Annotated in this window: 14 protein-coding genes; 8 read left to right on the top strand and 6 right to left on the bottom strand. The window is 44.3% G+C overall.

Annotated features, from left to right (window positions below; all coding sequences use genetic code 11):
* Positions 1-55: 55 nt before the first annotated feature.
* Positions 56-1,126 carry a DMT family transporter gene (locus QZ918_RS03100; protein ID WP_293330916.1) on the top strand — a complete coding sequence of 357 codons (1,071 nt, stop codon included), beginning with the start codon at positions 56-58 and terminating at the stop codon, positions 1,124-1,126.
* A 120-nt stretch (positions 1,127-1,246) separates the two neighbouring features.
* Here the strand turns inward: QZ918_RS03100 and QZ918_RS03095 are convergent, their stop codons facing one another.
* Positions 1,247-1,939 carry a phage tail protein gene (locus QZ918_RS03095; RefSeq protein WP_293330913.1) on the bottom strand — a complete coding sequence of 231 codons (693 nt, stop codon included), beginning with the start codon at positions 1,937-1,939 and terminating at the stop codon, positions 1,247-1,249.
* A 1-nt stretch (position 1,940) separates the two neighbouring features.
* Complete coding sequence (locus tag QZ918_RS03090) at positions 1,941-3,107, bottom strand: AAA family ATPase (RefSeq protein WP_293331090.1); 1,167 nt, start codon at positions 3,105-3,107, stop codon at positions 1,941-1,943.
* A 22-nt stretch (positions 3,108-3,129) separates the two neighbouring features.
* On the opposite strand from QZ918_RS03090, the gene QZ918_RS03085 reads away from it, so the two are divergent.
* The 4 genes from QZ918_RS03085 to tcmP all read left to right on the top strand — a co-directional run bounded on the left by QZ918_RS03085 (position 3,130) and on the right by tcmP (position 9,446).
* Complete coding sequence (locus QZ918_RS03085) at positions 3,130-4,050, top strand: M20/M25/M40 family metallo-hydrolase (protein WP_367275202.1); 921 nt, start codon at positions 3,130-3,132, stop codon at positions 4,048-4,050.
* A 7-nt stretch (positions 4,051-4,057) separates the two neighbouring features.
* The gene (locus QZ918_RS03080) at positions 4,058-4,204 is read left to right on the top strand and encodes a hypothetical protein (RefSeq protein ID WP_293330911.1); all 147 of its coding nucleotides are present in this window, start codon (positions 4,058-4,060) and stop codon (positions 4,202-4,204) included.
* 187 nt (positions 4,205-4,391) lie between these two features.
* A complete protein-coding gene (locus tag QZ918_RS03075; RefSeq protein WP_293330908.1) occupies positions 4,392-8,069 on the top strand; it encodes a hydantoinase B/oxoprolinase family protein in 3,678 nt (1,225 codons plus the stop codon).
* 87 nt (positions 8,070-8,156) lie between these two features.
* The gene (gene tcmP / locus QZ918_RS03070; RefSeq protein WP_293330905.1) at positions 8,157-9,446 is read left to right on the top strand and encodes a three-Cys-motif partner protein TcmP; all 1,290 of its coding nucleotides are present in this window, start codon (positions 8,157-8,159) and stop codon (positions 9,444-9,446) included.
* Between the two features lie 64 nt (positions 9,447-9,510).
* On the opposite strand, the gene QZ918_RS03065 is transcribed toward tcmP, so the two are convergent.
* Positions 9,511-10,239 (bottom strand): DUF5131 family protein, encoded by a 729-nt coding sequence (locus QZ918_RS03065; RefSeq protein ID WP_293211638.1) that lies wholly within the window; start codon positions 10,237-10,239, stop codon positions 9,511-9,513.
* Positions 10,240-10,461: 222 nt separating this feature from the next.
* On the opposite strand from QZ918_RS03065, the gene QZ918_RS03060 reads away from it, so the two are divergent.
* Together QZ918_RS03060 and QZ918_RS03055 are read left to right on the top strand one after the other, a co-directional pair.
* The gene (locus QZ918_RS03060) at positions 10,462-11,109 is read left to right on the top strand and encodes an RNA polymerase sigma factor (protein ID WP_293330902.1); all 648 of its coding nucleotides are present in this window, start codon (positions 10,462-10,464) and stop codon (positions 11,107-11,109) included.
* Positions 11,110-11,298: 189 nt separating this feature from the next.
* On the top strand, positions 11,299-11,619 hold the full coding sequence (locus QZ918_RS03055) for a 2Fe-2S iron-sulfur cluster-binding protein (protein ID WP_293157012.1): 321 nt from the start codon (positions 11,299-11,301) through the stop codon (positions 11,617-11,619).
* A gap of 186 nt (positions 11,620-11,805) precedes the next feature.
* On the opposite strand, the gene treS is transcribed toward QZ918_RS03055, so the two are convergent.
* Entirely contained in the window at positions 11,806-15,195 is a 3,390-nt protein-coding gene (gene treS, locus QZ918_RS03050) for a maltose alpha-D-glucosyltransferase (RefSeq protein WP_293330899.1), read from the bottom strand.
* Positions 15,196-15,654: 459 nt separating this feature from the next.
* Here treS and QZ918_RS03045 point away from each other — a divergent pair, with 459 nt between their 5' ends.
* Positions 15,655-15,882: a photosystem II protein, Psb35-related gene (locus QZ918_RS03045; RefSeq protein ID WP_293330896.1), complete on the top strand. Its 228-nt coding sequence runs from the start codon at positions 15,655-15,657 to the stop codon at positions 15,880-15,882.
* Between the two features lie 98 nt (positions 15,883-15,980).
* On the opposite strand, the gene QZ918_RS03040 is transcribed toward QZ918_RS03045, so the two are convergent.
* Both QZ918_RS03040 and QZ918_RS33230 read right to left on the bottom strand, forming a co-directional pair.
* The gene (locus QZ918_RS03040; RefSeq protein ID WP_293330893.1) at positions 15,981-16,223 is read right to left on the bottom strand and encodes a DUF433 domain-containing protein; all 243 of its coding nucleotides are present in this window, start codon (positions 16,221-16,223) and stop codon (positions 15,981-15,983) included.
* A 459-nt stretch (positions 16,224-16,682) separates the two neighbouring features.
* Positions 16,683-19,604 carry an ATP-dependent Clp protease ATP-binding subunit gene (locus tag QZ918_RS33230; RefSeq protein WP_293330890.1) on the bottom strand — a complete coding sequence of 974 codons (2,922 nt, stop codon included), beginning with the start codon at positions 19,602-19,604 and terminating at the stop codon, positions 16,683-16,685.
* Positions 19,605-20,047: the final 443 nt, after the last annotated feature.

Raw genomic sequence — 20,047 nt, 5'->3', positions numbered from 1 at the left:
AAATCTACATCATTCCCGAGAGCGCCACTCTCATCAATTATTTGGAGCCTCCGCCATGCAGCTAAAACTTACCGATTCTAAACTGCCCTTTGCCCCCCTGTTGCTCATTGCGCCGTTTTTCCTGTGGGGAACCGCGATGGTAGCGATGAAAGGGGTGATGCCGCACACGACACCGCTGTTTGTGGCAGTCGTGCGTTTAGTACCTGCGGGCGTGTTGGTGTTGCTGGCGGCGGCTTTAATGGGAAAACAGCAGCCGCAGGGTTGGAAAGCTTGGCTGTGGATTTCGCTGTTTGCATTAGTTGACGGCACTTTGTTTCAAGGCTTTTTAGCCGAAGGTTTGGCGAGAACCGGTGCGGGTTTGGGTTCAGTGATGATTGATTCTCAACCGCTAGCCGTGGCGATTTTGTGTTTGTGGCTGTTTCAAGAAAAAATTGGTTTTTGGGGCTGGTTGGGATTGGTAATTGGCGTTATCGGCATCAGTTTGATTGGGTTGCCGGATGGCTTTATTTTGGGGCTGTTTCATCCTGAAAATGTGCAGGTTTCTGCGGGTATCGAAAGTGTGTTTCAGGGCGGGGAATGGTTGATGCTGTTGGCGGCTTTGTCGATGGCTGTGGGTACGGTTTTGGTGCGCTGGGTTTGCCGTTATGTCGATCCGGTGGTGGCGACGGGCTGGCACATGATTTTAGGCGGTTTGCCGTTGTTGGCGATTTCGGCGGCTACTGAGTCGGGGCAGTTTGTGAATATCGATTTGTCGGGTTGGATGGCTTTAGGGTATTCTACAGTGTTCGGAAGTGCGATCGCCTATGGTTTATTCTTTTACTTTGCATCAAGCGGCAGTTTGACGAGTTTAAGTTCTCTGACGTTTCTAACTCCGATTTTTGCTTTGCTGTTCGGGAATTTGTTGTTGGGCGAAGTATTGAATCCGCTGCAATCGATGGGAGTCGGGCTGACTTTGGTGAGTATTTATTTGATTAACCAGCGGGATACTTTGGCCGAGAAATTGGGAAAAAGCCGGAATGGTGCAGCCAATTCTGAAGAGGAAGTGCAGTTATTAGAGTCGTCGGACTTAAATACAGTTGAATTTCCCGTGCAAGTTCGGGCTACAGAATTGGAGTCGGAAGTTTAGGGAGTTGGGTAGCGAAACGGCAGTGTCGTCTTCTATATTTTATGCGATTGATAATTCCTATGGGCAGAATTTGTTAACTTTTAAATCATTTTCTATTCTACGATATGAAAATCTAGATAGTTACCACTCATCCTCTTCAACAATTTGAATATTTCTACTCTCAATCTCTTCTATAAAAGTTTTTAGACTGGGATTGTCTTGATAATGCTGCATCAAAAATTTATGATTGGCATATTGTTTGGCAATCTCTCGATAATATTCAGGATTTTTAGCATTCTTGTCAATTGTAAACCTGTGTTTCTTGGAAAGCTCATTATTTAACGTCTTGAGACAGTTTTTGATTTTTGCTTTCTTCTTATCTGTATAATACAGTGGGAGCAACCAACACTCAATAGAATGTACAGAAATTGCAAACAGGATTTTCTGTTGATATTTATCGTAAAAATCCTCACCTATAACTTGTCTAAATTTTTCAATAACTTTTTCTATCAACTGCTGGGGAGTCAACTCATCACCATTGTCATCTCGACTGGGAATATTATAATTAGAATTTTCTGAATCCACCAAAACATCAGTATCTATTTGAATAATGATATAGTCAAAAAAACGAAATGATTCTTGAAACTTTTTTGAATGACAATAATCAAACACTAGAGTCCAACCGCCGAATTGTGACTTATTCTGATTGTCTTTATTTATTTTTGGCTGAAGAGGTTCTACCTCTATATTGGGACTATTAAAAAATCCAGCTAAAATATTCTCAATTACAATTTGGTCAGTAAGTCCCTCTGTAATTAATCCAAAAATAATCATATTAAAAATTCTTAGGAAGTCCGCCGATATAGCCTCTCAAAAATGCCTCTGATAAATCTACAGGTTCTTGTCCATCCAAAGGTTTGGGGTTGAGAATACGTCTAGCTTTAGTATAACCTAATTGGTTGCGGGAAATTACAAACAGCCGCTGTTCATCATCATCTAAATCCAAACCATCCAAAACTGCTGGGTTGTGAGTTGTAAAGATGACTTGTTTATCATTCTTTTTTGCTAGTTCCACTAATTCTTCGATTAATCGGCGGCATAATCTGGGGTTAAGAGAAGCGTCAATGTTATCAATTGCAAAGAATTTAGGTGTGAGTTCGCTGATGAACAAGGTAAAGTAAAAAAGTAAAAACAAAAATCCTTCATTCGAGCTTCTTTGGTCAAAGTAACTTAAATCTGTATCTAAGTACCTATCTGTGATTTGGAGAGAAGTTTGCATCGCTGATAGATTTTGAGGAATTTCAAAATCTTTAAACCAATCTATCAATCGCAGCTTTTTTTTGATTTGATTGAGTTTATCTTGGTTATCTGCATTCAAAATATTTATAAGTTTAAACAAACCTTCACCATTAATGCCTAACGGTTGAATTTGCCCTTCTTTTTCAAAAGTTCGCAATGCTTGGTTTTCAGGAGAGTAAATGATAAATTGATTTAAATCAAGTATTGGAATGAATGATTCGGCATCTTTTTTGAAACTCAACCATTCTTGTTCTGACAACTCTGTTTTTTCTTCTAAGACAGATGTAAATTTGTCTATTCCCCCATGTTTTTGAAGAATCAGCATGACAGCATTCTTTACGGAAGTTTCAGAATTACCAAAAAAGTTTTTACTAATCCACTGAGAATAGGGAGAATTATCATTTTGTAAAATACAACTAAATTGTTCTCGATCATTCTGTCTTAATTCAATGCTGATATCTTTAGTAAGATTATCTTTTTCAAAAGCCGATCGCATAAATCGAGGTTCTGTCACCCGAATCCCCCGTGCAGCAAGAAACTCGTTATCCAGTTTATCACTAGCAGCCGCCGAAGCCAGGGCGATCGCCTCCAAGATATTGCTCTTACCGCAGCCATTTTCGCCAATCAGTACGGTGACTCGTCCTAATTCTAGCTTCAGCTTTTGAATAGACTTATAATTTTTGATTCTGATTTCTTTAATCATCATTTCATCTCCTATAATCTGAATGTACTCATTGTATCTCCGATCGCAAATGGATCTAAAAGAACGCCTGCACGGCCACCTAATTCAAATTGTACGCGATCGCAATCCTTACTTGGCATCCGCAGGGTACTTCTATGTGCAGCAATACATTCGCGAACAGTTGGGACAGTGGGGCACTGTAGAAACCGACGATTTTGCGGTGCGCGGGGGAATTCATTACAATTTTATCTTGGATTTACCCCCCCTCAATCCCCCCCTTAGCAAGGGGGGGAAGCAAGAAGAATCACCCCTTGCTAAGGGGGGGAAGCAAGAAAATTTGCCGATTATTATAGGTGCTCATTACGATACTGTGCCCGGTACGGATGGGGCTGATGATAATGCTACGGGTGTTGCTGTTTTGCTGGAATTGGCGGCAGAGTTTGCATCGCGTCCCCTCAAATATCCGGTGCAATTAGTCGCTTTCGATATGGAAGAATACGGCTGTTTTGGAAGCAAGCACCATGCAGCTAAATTAAAGCAACAGCAACAGTCTATTCGGTTGATGATTTCCTTGGAAATGTTGGGTTATTGCAATTCCAATCCCAACTCTCAAAGCTATCCGGCGGGTTTGAAATATTTTTATCCTAATTGTGGGAATTTTATTGCTTTAATTGGCAATTTGCGGACGGTTCGAGATATGATTAAGTTGAGTCGTAAAATTCGCAAATCCGGTCAGTTGTGCGAGTGGCTTCCCGTGCCGAATCGAGGTTTAGTTGTTCCCGATACTCGCCGCAGCGATCACGCTCCTTTTTGGGATAATGATTATCCGGCGATTATGGTGACGGATACTGCTAATATGCGCAATCCGCACTATCATCAAGCAAGCGATAAAATTGAGACTTTGGATTTGGATTTTTTGGCGGGTGTTTGTGGGGGTCTGGTTGAGGCTATTCGAGATTTATAGCAATTTTATGTTAACTGAGATTTTGTACCATTTTCAATTAGCTGTAGGGGCGGGTTCACCAACAGGCTTAAATGATACAGACAGGTTAAATAAACCCGCCCCCACCCACCCAAAATCCCCGCCGGTTGACATTGGTGCAAAAACTGGTTTTTAACGAACCGCGAAGACGCTTTAGGCGAAGCCGCGCGTTAGCGCTAGGGTGCGAAGGAAGAAAGAAGAAGGAGAGGGAGCAAAATATCTGATTTTTATGAATCTGAAGTTGTGATTTTTATGAATTGACTTTTAGATGATTTGGTTGAATACTTTTGATTTATTCAAATAACAAGATTTAGGAAAAAGATATGAATGCTGATTTTCCCGATCGCACTTCGTGGCAATTTTGGATCGATCGCGGTGGCACTTTTACTGATATTGTTGCCCAAAAGCCTGACGGTAGGTTAGTTATTCACAAGCTGCTGTCGGAAAATCCCGATCGCTACACTGACGCAGCAGTACAAGGAATTCGCGATATTTTGGGGATTGGGGCGGGGGAATCGATACCGGCGGATCAGATTGCAGCGATTAAAATGGGTACGACGGTGGCGACAAATGCTTTACTGGAACGTAAGGGCGATCGCACTATTCTGTTAATTACTAAAGGTTTTGGCGACGCGCTGAGAATTGGCTATCAAAATCGCCCGAATATTTTCGCCCGCCACATTCTGCTGCCCGAGATGTTGTACGATCGCGTTATTGAGGTTGCAGAACGTTACAGCGCCCGAGGTGAAGAGTTAATTGCTGTCAATCATGACTTTATTCCGGCTTTGCAGCAAGCCTACGATGACGGAATTCGCAGTTGTGCGATCGTCTTTATGCACGGCTACCGCTATTCGGCACACGAAAAACAAGTTGCTCAAATAGCCAGAGAAATTGGTTTTACTCAAATATCACTATCTCACGAAGTCAGCCCTTTAATGAAACTAATTTATCGGGGAGATACTGCGGTTGTCGATGCTTATTTATCTCCAATTTTACGCCGCTATGTCGAACAAATAACCAGCCAATTATCCCCTACCTCGTCCTCCCCATTCCCCATTCCCCATTCCCCATTCCCCCAATTAATGTTCATGCAGTCGAATGGTGGCTTAGTAGACGCCGCCCAATTTCAAGGAAAAAACAGTATTTTATCCGGCCCGGCTGGGGGAATTGTCGGTGCGGTTCAAACGAGTAAAAAGGCTGGTTTTGACAAAATCATCACCTTTGATATGGGCGGAACTTCGACAGATGTTGCCCATTTTAACGGTGAATACGAACGCGAATTCGAGACAGAAATTGCCGGGGTAAGATTGCGATCGCCCGTGATGGCAATTCACACTGTAGCAGCCGGTGGCGGTTCGATCGTGTTTTTTGACGGCGCGCGCTACCGCGTCGGGCCGGAGTCTGCGGGCGCAAATCCAGGCCCTGCTTGCTATCGGAAGGGCGGCCCTTTGACGGTGACTGATTGTAATGTGATGTTGGGCAAAATTCAACCGGATTTTTTCCCGAAAGTGTTTGGATTGACGGGAGATTTGCCGATCGCGCCTGACGCAGTCAAGCAAAAATTTACGCAGTTAGCAGGGGAAATTGGGGGCGAGAGGACACCGGAACAGGTGGCCGAGGGTTTTTTGGCGATCGCGGTGGAAAAGATGGCTAATGCGGTCAAAAAAATCTCGCTTCAGCGCGGTTATGACGTTTCGGAGTATACCTTGTGCTGCTTTGGGGGTGCGGGCGGCCAACACGCTTGTGCGATCGCCGATTGTTTGGGCATGAAACGGGTGTTCATTCATCCCTACGCGGGGGTATTATCCGCCTACGGTATGGGTTTGGCTGATGTGCGGGCTATGCGCGAAAGGGCGATCGAGCAACTTTTGAATCCAGAATTATTGTCTCAGTTAAGTCAGATTTTAGTGCAGTTGGAAGCGGAGGGAAAGGGGGAATTGAACCGCAGAGGCGCAGAGGGCGCAGAGGAAGAGGAAGCAGAGGTTTTAGTTATTCGCAAGCTGCATTTAAAATATCAGGGAAGTGATTCGGTTTTGGCTGTTAATTTTGCTGAAAGTCTTGAGGCAATGCAGGCTGAATTTGAATCATTGCACCGACAGCGTTACAGTTTTATTATGCCGGAAAAAGCGCTAATTGTAGAAGCAGTTTCGGTGGAAGTTGTACAAACCATGGATGTACTGGATAATTCTACAAGTTCCCCATCTGGTGGCACGGGCATCTTGCCTGTGCCACCAATTTCCACAGTGCAAATGTATCTTGCTGGCGGGTGGCGGGAAACGCCTGTTTATCAAAGAGACGATTTGCGATCGGGCGATTGCATTACGGGCCCGGCGATGATTGTCGAAGCAACTGGAACTAATATCATAGAACCGGGTTGGGAAGGCGAAATTACCGAAAACAATGACTTAATTTTGAACCGCATATCCGCGCCGATGAATGCAGTTAAAACCCATTCATCTGCGGTTAAATCAGATCCAGTTTTACTAGAAATTTTTAATAACTTGTTTCGCGCGATCGCCGAACAAATGGGAGTGACTTTACAAAATACAAGTTCCTCAGTCAACATCAAAGAACGCCTCGACTTTTCCTGTGCAATCTTCGATGGAAACGGGCAATTAGTTGCCAACGCACCGCACATTCCCGTGCATCTCGGTTCCATGAGCGAAAGTGTTGCAGCTTTAATCTTAGCCCAAGCTCATGAAATTAAACCGGGCGATGTTTATGTTTCTAACAATCCCTACAATGGCGGCACGCACTTACCAGATATCACCGTAATTACTCCAGTATTTAATCATAATTCCTCGCTTCCTTTATTTTATGTGGCGTCGCGGGGACACCACGCCGACATCGGTGGCATCACTCCCGGTTCCATGCCTCCCAACAGTATAATTGTAACTGAAGAAGGCGTATTATTTGACAATTTTCAATTAGTTAGCGAAGGCAAATTTCGAGAACAAGAATTACTACAAATTCTGACAGCCGGGGATTTTCCGGTTCGCAATGTCGCACAAAATATCGCAGATTTGCAAGCCCAAATTGCAGCTAACAATCGCGGTTTAGCAGAACTTGTCAAGATGGTAGAACATTACGGCTTGGAAACAGTACAAGCTTATATGGGTTTTGTGCAAGATAATGCTGAAGAATCTGTGCGCCGAGTAATTGAGGTTTTGAGTGATGGCGAATTTACTTATCCGATGGATAGCGGCGGAGAAATCAAGGTAGCTATTACAATTAACAAGTCGGCGCGCAGTGCGAAAATCGATTTCACTGGCACTTCTTCCCAACAATTTAACAATTTTAATGCTCCCGCTGCGGTGTGTAAAGCGGCTGTGTTGTATGTTTTCCGCACTTTGGTAGATGACGATATCCCTCTGAATGCGGGTTGTTTGAAGCCTCTCGAAATCATCAATCCCGCTGGCTGTATGCTGAATCCGCGCTATCCGGCGGCGGTGGTGGCGGGAAATGTCGAGACATCGCAGAATATTACGGATGCTTTGTATTGTGCGCTAAGTGCGATCGCAGCTTCTCAGGGCACCATGAATAATTTCACATTTGGAAATAACCGCTATCAATATTATGAAACAATCTGCGGCGGTTCGGGTGCTGGTGCAAATTTCGACGGCACAGATGCGGTGCAAACTCACATGACTAATTCGCGTTTAACCGATCCAGAAGTGTTGGAATGGCGGTTTCCGGTGTTGTTAGAAAGTTTTGCAATCCGCGAAAATAGCGGGGGAAATGGAAATCATCGCGGCGGAAATGGAACAGTGCGGCGGATGCGGTTTCTGGAAGCGATGACGGCGGGAATTTTATCGGGGCGGCGGGTGATTTCTCCCTGCGGTTTGCAAGGAGGTGAAGCCGGGAAAGTTGGGCGAAATTATGTTGAAAGATTTGATGGAAATGTGGAGGAATTGGGAAGTACCGCGAGTGTTGAGATGGATCGCGGTGATGTTTTTGCGATCGAAACCCCCGGAGGTGGGGGGTTTGGAGTGTCCGAGTAAAACATAACTTTGCTCTAACTCTTTTCATCTCGTAACTTTTATGCTACATTAATGTTCATTATAGCATTTTACCTAGGGATATAAAAAATGGAAGGAAAGCAATTATCTCTATTTTCAGAAGAACCAGAAAATTCAGAAAACTTTTTTGAACGCAAACGAGACTGGTCAGCATCTAAACATCGGATACTGCTTAAATACCTACAAGCATTTTGCTATAATCTTGGAGGTGATGGAAACTATCAATCCGATCATATCAACTATGTTGATGGTTTTGCCGGTACCGGGAAATATAAAGAAGGAATTGGAATTGAAGATTTTGTAAATAATTCTAATTTTTGGACAAAGTATCAACATAACTTTGAAAATACAGATGGTTCACCCTTAATAGCTCTAAAATGTGCTAACCTTTTTGGTCAAGAAAAACGAGTAAACTTAAGATGCTTTTTTGTAGAGGCTGAAGCGGCGTCTAATCAACAGCTTCAAGAAAACTGTCGAGATATCGGCAAAGATTTGTTTTATAAAGTTTATGAAAATCAAAAATTTGAGGTGGCTTTTCCAGAGGTGATGAATGATTTGAACAGCTATCCTACTTTATTTTTTCTTGACACTTTTGCTGTCAAAGGAGTTACTTTTGAACATATATATGAAATAGGAAATTATGTCCGTCAGAATAAAGGAGAGCTATTTATACTATTTCACAACAGTGCAGTAGCTCGCCATGCGGGGCATCATAAAACCGCATATGATAGCATAAAAGAGAAAAAAACTGCTGAAACTTATATCAAAAACTTGACTAAACTCCTAGGTGTCAATTCAGACCAAGATTGGAAACCAAAGTGGCTAGAACTTAAAGATCAACCTCAACAATTTGAAAAATGGGCACTGGAATATTTTAAGGAAAGAATGAAAAGAGAAGCAGGGTTTAGAGGAGCAACCAGTTTTGAAATTAAAGAAAGCTACAGTGATCCCAGACCAAAATATAGTATTGTAGTAGGTAGCAATCACCCCAAAAAAGCTTTTGGAAGTTTCTTGAACGATTTCGTTTGGGAGGAGGAAAGATTGCTATTTTTCAAGGACAGTCACACAGGAATTAAAAAATTCTTAGAAAAAGAATGGAATTCAGATCAGCAGAAAAGATTAGCTGAAATAAAAACTCAAGCTATCAAAAGTTTGGGCAAGCTTAATGATTGGATATCTTTTGAGGATGCAATTACTCATCTAATATTAGAAATGAATGACATAGGACGTTTAAAGCGAACTCATTACAACAATGATGTTTTAGATTGGTTGTACACAGAACAACTGATAGAAATCAAAAATCCTTCTAAGCAGAAAAAGCCTTACACATTAAAAAGCCACTTTAGGCTTAAAAAATGATACGAATATCCAACAGTATCTGTAAGAAAATTTATTTTTTTTACTCAACAGGGATTAAGGGTAGTTATTTGAGCCATCTTTTTTGATGTTTCTTCCATGCTTCTGGCATCTCATCCCAAATTTTCTCATCCAATAATCTCCCAGCAGCTTTAGGTGTTCTACCTCCCCATTGCTTAAAGAAAAATGCGACTCCAGCATCCTGACATTGATCCCGAATACTTTGCGCCCATTCTTCCTGCATTGGACGGTATTTTTGCCCCGACTCTCCCCCAACTATTACCCAGTGAATATCCCTTAGATCGAGTTGCAAAGGCCCTAAAAGTGGTTCGCATGATAGAAATCTGACCTTTGCAGGTACTTGTCGCAAACAATCAATCCTGTTAACATAGTTTTGATTTTCAACAGACACCCCCATCCAAATATTATCAGACCAATCAAGTTCAGGCGCTAACTCTAGTAAACGTTTGTGTCGTTTCGTAAGAATTTGATAAATGTGGTGAGGAGTTTCACGCATTACCTCAAAAACTTGTTTCAGAAACTCAATAGAAACATCTTCGTGGAACAAATCGCTCATTGAGTTAACAAAAATGCGACTAGGCTTTCGCCAAGTCTTAGGTTCGTTCAAACGTTTTGGGTATTCCGTTAAAGTAAACCCGTTAGGAAAATTAGTGTGAAACCTTTTTGTTAATGCTTCTGCATAACAATGGGTGCAGCCGGGACTGACTTTGTCGCAGCCAGTTGTTGGATTCCACGTGCGATCGCACCATTCTATACCAGTATTAATGCTAGACATACAAACACTCGATCCTTGAAATAACTAATTATATTTTTAGGTGCGCTGGATACATAGAGTTTATATGTATCAATTGATATTAATGCAGCATCACCTACAACTCCATTATATAATTAATTGACTTAAATATAAACAGTTTTTCAGCAGTTGCATCAAATGTAGATCGTAGTGTAGAATCGGGCTGCAACAGCATTGATACCTAAAACCTTATACAGAACAATTGTGCAAGCACCTGTTTTTTCCGAACTCAACCACCCTGTGGTCACATCCCTGTTCCATCACAGCGATCAGGAATTATTGACCCTGTTTCAAAACCATCCCGATCAGGGTCGCTTCTTCACGGCGATTTTTTGCCGCTACGGTCAAATTGTACACTCCCTGATCCGCCATTCCGTGCGATCGCCCGTACAAGGCGATTACCTGTTCGCCCACACCTGGCAACACATCTATCACGAGCTCCGAGGCCTCGATTTGCGCCGCGAAACCCAAGCTCCGGATAGCGACAATCTCAGTCTCCAAAATTGGCTGATTAATGTCACCGCTGTTTGCATCAATCAAGCCGAATTACCCCCAGTTGAGTCGATTCACTACTCTTTGCAATCCGCTTCGCCTCCCCTCTGGTGTTACGTCAGACAAGCCTTAGAATTGTTGGCGCCACTCCCCCGTTTAGTTGTGTTGATGGCCCAGACTTTCCGCTGGAGCGAAACTCGAATTGCAGCTTATTTGCAAGCTGAAGGTGAAGCTATTTCACCCGCTCAAGTTAAGGCTTTGCTGCAAAAAGGATATCAAACTTTAGAGTCAAATTTGCCGCAGGATATTCGCGCTATTTATCTGGATGAAAATCTAGATTATCAAGAAGCACTTGTCTAGATATACAAAAGTTAGTCTACTAGAATTAGTAGGGTGCGTCAGATCGAAGACTTTGAATCATCACCCGAGAAATGCGTCTGACGCACCCTACAACTAACATAATAAGTAGGGTGCGTCAGATCCAAGAATTTGAATCATCACCCTAGAAATGCGTCTGACGCACCCTACAACTTTAGTCCAGAGGAAAAAATGGCAGTTTATCAAGTTCGGCTGGTGAATGAGGAGCGATCGCTCGATCGCACGATCGCAGTACCGGACGACCAGTATATCCTAGATATGGCAGAAGATGCCGGCATCCGCTTGCCGAATGGATGCAAGCAAGGAGAGTGTTCTGCTTGCGTTGCCAAACTACTTAGCGGTGAAATCGACCAAAGCGAACAAAAGTTTTTGAAGCCCTCAGAATTGCAAGCTGGCTACGCTGTTACCTGTGTCGCTTACCCGCTTTCTGACTGCACTTTGTTAACTCATCAAGAAAAAGTTTTATATGAAGCAGCTCTCTATTTTAAGTAATGCCAGATGCGTATTATATATTGCCAGAGTCTCGCTAGCGATTCCACAAAGCTGACAAATAAGATTGGTTTGTAGTGAGGACTTCAGTCCGCAATAAGAAGGACTGAAGTCCTCACTACAAACCTTTGAGGAAACGAGTTAATGTAAGGTGCGCCACAAGCACCCTACTTACTACTTAAAAATCAACTACGGCTTGCGATTGACATTCAACAATTCCACAATCCGCTTCAGCGGAATTTCCGCCCAATCCAAGCGGTAATTGAGTTCGTAGGCTAGCTCAGCAACCCCTTTTTCCAAAATGTAAGCATCCAGCAAAACTTGTAGTTCCGGTATCGATTTGGGCAAGAAACTGGCATCGGCTGCTGTTACCAAATAGCTGTTAAGAAAAGTGAGGCTGACCCAGCGGTGCCAAACGTTCGCCCACTGCTGCATCTCCGGAAGATTTTCAGGGCGGATCATACCGCTTTCAACTTCATTTCGCAGTGCCAAAGTAACAGCATAATTGAAAGATTGTAGCATTCCCGCCACATCTCGCAGGGGCGATCTTTTCATCCGCCGCTCGCTTAACGGTCGATTCCGTTCTCCTCCGAAATCAATAATTACGAAGTCTTTACCTGTATAAAGAACTTGTCCGAAATGGAAGTCCCCGTGACAGCGAATTCGATCCGCCGTGATTCTCAAGTTCAAAATAGACTTGAAACGTTCCATGAGTAACTCTTCGCGGTTGAGGAGATTTTGTGCTAGTTTATGCGCTTCTGGCGGCAGTTTTGACATTCGCTTTTTCAGCAGCAGCAAAGTTCTTCCTGCCATATTTCTCATGTGTTGGTAGATCGAACGCTGGTAAAATGAGGTGAAGTTTTCTGGAGCAAAAGCCGGATTTTCTGTGTCTGAAGCTAAAGCGAGGTGAAGTTCCGCTGTCCGCTGACCTAAAAGTTCGGCTGATGCTAAGTAAGAGCCGATTAGTTCGCGAGCTAAGGCGGGAATTTCTAGAGATAAATCCACTACTAGCGAGTTTGACTGTCGCATTTGTCCGGTCAAAGCGCTGGGTAAATAGTTTTCGGGGGCTGTAGATAAATTATCGCCTAAATGCTTGGCTTCTACTGTCATTACTTGCTCAAAATAGTCGCGCAGCGTGTCTAATGTATAAGACCAAGCATCTCTGCTATCGGGGATTAGTTTTTGTAGTATTCCGACTGTAATTACTTGTTTTTCGGCTGTGTGATATTCCAAGGCTCCAGCAATTGGAGCGTAGTGTTGGATTGGGTTGCGATCGGTTAAAAAGCGTCCGATTTCTAATTCGGGGTTAATTCCTTCTTCAACTTTTCGCAATATTTTTAGCACGTAGCGATCGCCGTAAGCTGCGGATGTATTGCTTTGTTCTTTTTTGAACAGGTGAGGTTCTAGCTGCGATAAATCTTGGTCTGAGTTGAATATCTTATCGGCAATTCCTAGGAGTTGACCTGCTGTACCTTGGTAACTGCGAGAATTGCCGATCGCCCTCAGGAGCGCGGTCAGCAGGCCTTTGTCCCCAGCAGCATCAAATAGCACCCCGACTTCGTTGTTTTCAGGGAAGTGCAGGCGCGCGATCGCGCGATCGTCCGCATCGCCTTTAATTTCTTCCCAACCTACAGGCAAAACGTAAGTTTCCGGCATACCTTCTGTATAATTCAACAGCAAAAACAGAATGTAAACTGTAGATTCTTCCCCCGCACTATTCTGACATTCTATAGGAACAATTTCACTAATTTCCAACGATTGAATCGTTCTATCTGCCCCAATGAACCACCGATTGCTGCGTAAATAGTTTGGTAAAAGAGAGAGTAGCATCTCGCTTAATTGACTTGTTACAAAAGCGGTTTTCCAATTGCCGATTACCGCCAAACTAGGCAAGTTTGTCTTAAAACCGTGCAGCGAAAATTCTTCGGGTTTAGGAGTAAGAGTAAACCAGTAAAATGTGTGAGGACTCAAACTCAAAAAGTAAGGTGATTCGCCAACAGGTGGAAACTCAGCGCGCCCGAAAATCTCCACCGGCACAGCACCTTTAAACGGAGAAAGGTCTAATTCTGCCGTCTGCACGAAGCGCGACAAATTAGCGACTACGAGGATGTGTTCGTCTTGATAAGTACGCACAAAAGCTAAAACTTTGCGGTTTTCTGGGTACAGAAACTCGCAAGTGCCGCGGCCGAATGCTTGGAAGCGCTGGCGCACAGCAATCAAGCGTTTCATCCACCACCAGAGCGAACTTGGATTCGCCCGCTGCGCTTCGATGTTAACAGATTCGTAGTGATATTCAGGGTCAACAATTGGCGGCGCGTACAGTCGCTGCGGGTTAGCGCGGCTGAAACCGGCATTGCGATCGCTACTCCACTGCATCGGAGTTCTCACCCCGTTGCGATCGCCCAAATAGATATTATCACCCATCCCAATCTCATCGCCGTAGTAAAGCACCGGCGTACCAGGAAGAGACAGCAGCAAAGCATTCATCAACTCAATGCGGCGGCGGTTATTGCCCATCAGCGGAGCCAAGCGGCGGCGGATACCCAAATTAATTCTCGCCTGAGTATCTTGAGCGTAAACCCGATACATATAATCTCGGTCTTCATCGCTCACCATTTCCAGCGTCAATTCATCGTGATTCCGCAAAAACAATGCCCACTGACAATTATTAGGAATCTGCGGAGTTTGCTGGAGAATATCGCTAATTGGGAAGCTATCTTCCATGTGCAAAGCCATAAATAAACGCGGCATCAGCGGGAAATGAAAGTTCATATGACATTCATCGCCACCCGCGTAATATTCAACCGCATCCTCCGGCCACTGATTCGCCTCAGCTAGCAGCATCCGGTTCGGGAATTTCTCATCCACGTGTTTTCGCAAATGCTTGAGGAATATATGAGTTTCTGGCAGGTTTTCGCAGTTAGTACCTTCGCGCTCGTACAGATAAGGCACGGCATCCATTCGCAGTCCATCTACTCCCAGTTCCAACCAAAAATCTACCACATCTAAGATGGCTTGGCGGACGGCGGGATTGTCGTAATTTAAATCTGGTTGGTGAGAATAAAAACGGTGCCAGTAATAAGCTTTTGCTACCCCATCCCAAGCCCAATTAGAAGTTTCAAAATCTTGAAAAATAATCCGAGCATCTTGATATTTTTCCGGCGTATCGCTCCACACATAAAAATCTCTTTCATTACTGCCTTTCGGGGCGCGCCGCGCTCGCTGAAACCATGCGTGCTGGTCGGAAGTGTGGTTGACAATTAACTCAATAATAACTCGAATTCCGCGCTGGTGCGCTGCTTCTAAAAGCTCTTTAAAGTCGTTTAATGTACCGTAAATCGGGTTGACGGTGGTATAGTGAGATGTATCGTAGCCGTCGTCTCGGAGCGGCGAGGGAAAAAATGGCAGTACCCAAATTGCTGTTACTCCCAAGTTTTGCAGGTAATCCAGTTTTTCTGTGAGTCCCCGAAAGTCGCCGATGCCGTCGGCATTGCTGTCTGCAAAAGCGCGAATTGGTACTTCGTAAATGATGGCGTCTTTGAACCACAAGGGATCGTTATTTAACATTGAGTTTGGCATAATTTTTATGGGAGAATGGTAATTTGGATTTTGTAATTTGGATTTTGTAATTTGGATTTGTTAGTGAAAAATCCAAACTGATAAATCATAACGCATAATTCTATCGCGATTCGTCATGCCAGTGGTAGAGTTTTAATCGTAATTTATGAACGCAAAACTTATAAAATCTTAACTAAATAAAATCAACAATCTTATTTGTTATTGCGGATACAGTTCACAATTCGGATCTCGATCGCCGTATTACAGACCCGTGCTTGGCGGTGCACGCCCTACATACTTATATATAAATCCTTTCCCCGTGTCCTCTCTCCCCCTCGAACCCTCTCCGGCAGCCGTCGGAGGGACGGTTTTTACTACCTACCGGACGGTTGGCACGACAATACACTGCCTTGACGCTGTTTGTAAACTTTTGTTACATTTATTTACATAAAGCAACAAAAGTTTAAGGAAATAGCAAAAATGACTATTGTAATCGCTCTTTTGGTCGTCGGTTGGGTCGCAGCATCTTTAATTGGCACTCAAGCATATTTTTTGGGAGAACAGTCTAAGCCCATTCACGATCGCAATTGGAGCAATGAATCTTTTGAACAACTGGCAAAATCGGTGACTGGAACAGAAATCGATTACACTGTTCGCGTTCCCGCCTACAGCATGGATGCTTACACCAGCCGCACGATGGGCAATTAGTAATATTAAGCAGCAGGCTTAACTATTTTGAATAACAGGCTTTCTGGCCTGTTCCACAAGCAGATTAATTTTTGTGGAACAGGCCAGAAAGCCTGTTTTTAATTTTTTAATAACGCTATTTTGAGAGGAATTTCAACTTCTTCAACTCGCCACGCTGCATAAGCAAGCGCTTCATATATATCTGCTTCTTCCAGGTAGGGATAAGCCTGCAAAATGCCTGACGGTGAGTGTGCCGATGCCATCAGTCCGACTATTGTGCCAACAGTGACTCGCAAGCCGCGAATGCAGGGTTTTCCACCCATTACTTCTGGATTTAGCGTGATTCTACTTGGTTGTTTCATAATTTTAAATTACCAGGCTTTCTGGGAAACAAGAAGATTTTTTTGGTGGAACAAGCCAGAAAGTTATTGGTGTCAACTTAACCCAGAAAACTTTTGTATCTTTCGTTTATAGACTAGGCCAGATCCCCCTAAATCCCCCTTAGGTCGGGGGACTTTGAGAATACTTTTAAAAAGGGGAGTAGAGGTTGACGCAAGAGAAGATTCTTATCCCTTAAGCCAGAAAGCTGTTGTATCTCTCGTTTATAGACTAGGCTAGATCCCCCTAAATCCCCCTTAGGTCGGGGGACTTTGAGAAGACTTTTAAAAAGGGGAGTAGAGGTTGACGCAAGAGAAGATTCTTGTCCCCCCCTTGCTAAGGGGGGTTAGGGGGGATCTGGTCTTAATCGCCAAACAGCAGCCTCTGAGTACCTTGGAAGTTAAGTTAACACCAATGGCCAGAAAGCCTGTTCCTAAATGTAACTACAAACTGTTACCTACCAGCGCGGGGAGAGGGTCTTTTTTGCGAAACTGCAAATGGTTATTTACGCAGTCGATCGCAATTGTATCGCCTTCGATGAACGCATTTTCGAGGATCTTGTTAGCTAGCGGGTTTTCCAACTCCCGCTGGATGGCGCGTTTCAGGGGACGAGCGCCGTAAACTGGATCGTAACCAACATCTGTAATGTGGTTTTTCGCAGCATCGGACAGTTCCAAAGTGATTTTTTGTTCCGCCAACAGCCGCTCGATTCGCTTGACTTGAATGCTGACAATTTGCCGCAGTTCCGTCTTGCTCAAAGTGTGGAACAAAATGATCTCGTCCACTCGATTGAGAAATTCTGGCCGAAAGTGCGATCGCAAAGCAGTCATCACCCGTTTTAACATTTGTTCGTACTCTTGATCTGTCTCCCGTTCTTGAGTCGGTAAATCTTCACTTTCACTGTTGTCTTTTTCACTCTTGTCTGAGATATCGACTCGCTGGGCTGACACCTCGACAGTACCATCATCAGCAACTTTATAATCAGTCTTGGGAATTGACACCTCCTTTGGTTCCTGCTTGCGACTTGCGGGTTTTTTGGTGGTTTTTCCTTTTTTAGCAAACACTTCTAAAATGTGGTCGCTGCCGATATTGCTGGTCATTATAATAACGGTATTCTTAAAGTCAACCACTCGGCCTTGAGAATCGGTAATTCTGCCATCATCCAACACTTGCAGCAAAATGTTAAATACATCCGGGTGCGCTTTTTCCACTTCGTCAAACAGCACCACTGAATAAGGATGTCTCCGCACTGCTTCGGAAAGTTGTCCGCCTTCGTCGTAACCGACGTATCCGGGGGGAGCTCCGACTAACCGGGAGACGCTGTGCTTCTCCATATATTCCGACATATCGATGCGGATAATCGCATCATCGCTATCAAACAAAAACTCCGCCAACGCCCGCGCCAACTCGGTTTTACCGACGCCTGTGGGGCCCATGAACAAGAAAGAGCCGATCGGTCTACCGGGATCTTTCATACCCGCCCGCGCCCGCCGAATCGCGGCAGCAACCGCCGTTACAGCCTCTTCTTGACCGATAACTTTCTTGTGCAAATGGCTTTCCAATTGCAGCAATTTTTGGCGTTCCGATTCTAACAATCGATTGACCGGAATTCCCGTCCATTTCGCCACAATTTCGGCAATATCGCCCTCGGTAACTTTTTCCCGCAGCAGCGAAGAACCTTGAGCTTGCTGTTTCAAAAGTTCGGCTTCCTTGGCTTCGCGATCGCGCACTGCAGTCTCCAATTTACCGTATTTCAACTGCGCCGCTTTATTCAGATCGTAAGCTCTTTCTGCCTGTTCGATTTGGACTCGCAGTTGGTCTTCTTCGGCTTTCAATTTATTGATTGCATCCAACAACTGCTTTTCGCCCAACCACTGCGAAGATAGTTTTTCTTGCTTGGTTTTTAAAATGTCAATCTCAGCTTTGATGCGTTCGATGCGGGGGCTGATGGTGGCGGTGGGAGAACCTTTTCCCTCACCTTCGATCGACAATTTTTCCATTTCCAACTGCATCACCCGGCGGTCGATCCCTTCCAATTCCACGGGTTTGGAGGTAATCTCCATTTTCAAATGGGCGGCCGCTTCGTCTACAAGGTCGATCGCCTTATCCGGCAAAAAGCGATCGGAAATATAGCGAAAAGACAAAGTAGCAGCAGCTACCAACGCCGAATCGGTAATTTTTACCCCGTGGTGGCGTTCGTAACGGTCTTTCAATCCGCGTAAAATTGAAACAGTATCTTCCACAGTCGGTTCGCCGACAAATACTTGTTGAAAGCGGCGTTCCAGTGCCGGATCTTTTTCAATATTCTTGCGGAATTCATCGAGAGTTGTAGCGCCGATACAGCGCAATTCACCTCGGGCTAACATCGGTTTCAACAAATTTCCCGCATCCATTCCCGAACCGGAACTACCGCCGCCACCAGTTCCCACAACCGTGTGCAATTCATCAATAAATAGGACAATTTGCCCGTCGGAATCGATAACTTCTCGCAATACCGATCGCAACCGTTCTTCAAATTCGCCCCGGAATTTTGCCCCAGCAATTAAACTGCCCATATCGAGGCTGAATAGTTGGCGATTTTTCAAAGATTCCGGTACATCGCCGTTGACAATGCGCTGGGCCAAACCTTCGGCGATCGCAGTTTTTCCGACTCCGGGATCGCCAATTAACACCGGATTGTTTTTCTGGCGGCGGGAAAGAACTTGCACTACCCGGCGAATTTCCTCGTCGCGGCCGATTACTGGGTCGAGTTTGCCTGCTTTTGCAGCTTCTGTCAAATCGCGCCCGTATTTGCTGAGGGCGTCGGAGTTGGCGTCAGAATTTTGGTTTTGACTTTGGCTTTGGTTTTGGCTTTGTTTTTGATCTTTGACTTTGGTAGTAGCGCGAATTAATTTGATTGCTTCTTCGAGTTTCGCGCGATCGATCGTACCGGGCGCCGGTTTGCGATCGTATCCGGGGCGGCCCGGCGGCCCGTCGCCCCTAGTCAGCAATCGCCTACCAACTCGTTCATCTTCTAGCAAGCCTATTAATAAATGTTCAACGGCGATAAAATTATCTTGCCAAGCCTGTCTGGCAGACTCAGCAGCATCTAACATCACTTCTAAACCGCGACCGAGGTATAGTTGGTCAGCATTGGCAACTCTCGGCTGTCGTTTAGCAAAAGCATCTAACTGCTGCGCCAAGCGGGGGACATCGACTCCGGCCTTGCTGAGAATGCTGTTTGCTAGGGCTTGCTGTTCTAGAATGGCGATCGCTAAATGTTCAACCTCTAGCTGCTGATTGGCAAAGCGGCGGGCTACATCCTGGGATTTGACTATGGCTTCCCAGGCTTCATCTGTAAATTTGCTAGGGTCTGTTGGCTGCACGTTCGTTCCTCGCAATCAAGGGGATTCCTGTTGTTATCCGTTAATATATGGTCTCACAACTATCTTAATCTTTAAACACGATTATGAATCTATGAGTGCGGTTAACGAGCGCGGAAGTTGCAACACAATTGACTGCTTGTACAAGCTTACAGCCCGCAATCCACCGCAAAAATTTGTGTAGTACGACCGGATCGGGGGATCGAACTTATGAAAATATACAGGTTATCCATTACCTATAATACTGTACGGACACAGCGCTGCCACCTCATAATTATGTCTTCGTTCGTAGTGAGGACTTTAGTCCGCATCAATTTTTGCGGACTAAAGTCCTCACTACCAACCTTTTTATTGAATTGATAAAAATTAGACTTTATTGACATCTATGCTATTTCCTACTTACCAATTTTTAGTATTTTTCCTAATTATTTTTAGCGCCATCCTCT

It is taken from the genome of Microcoleus sp. CAWBG58, from assembly GCF_020883045.1.
Classification (GTDB): Bacteria; Cyanobacteriota; Cyanobacteriia; order Cyanobacteriales; family Microcoleaceae; genus Microcoleus.
The sequence above is the reverse complement of the archived record's forward strand: the minus strand, read 5'-3'. Positions and strand labels throughout refer to the sequence as shown.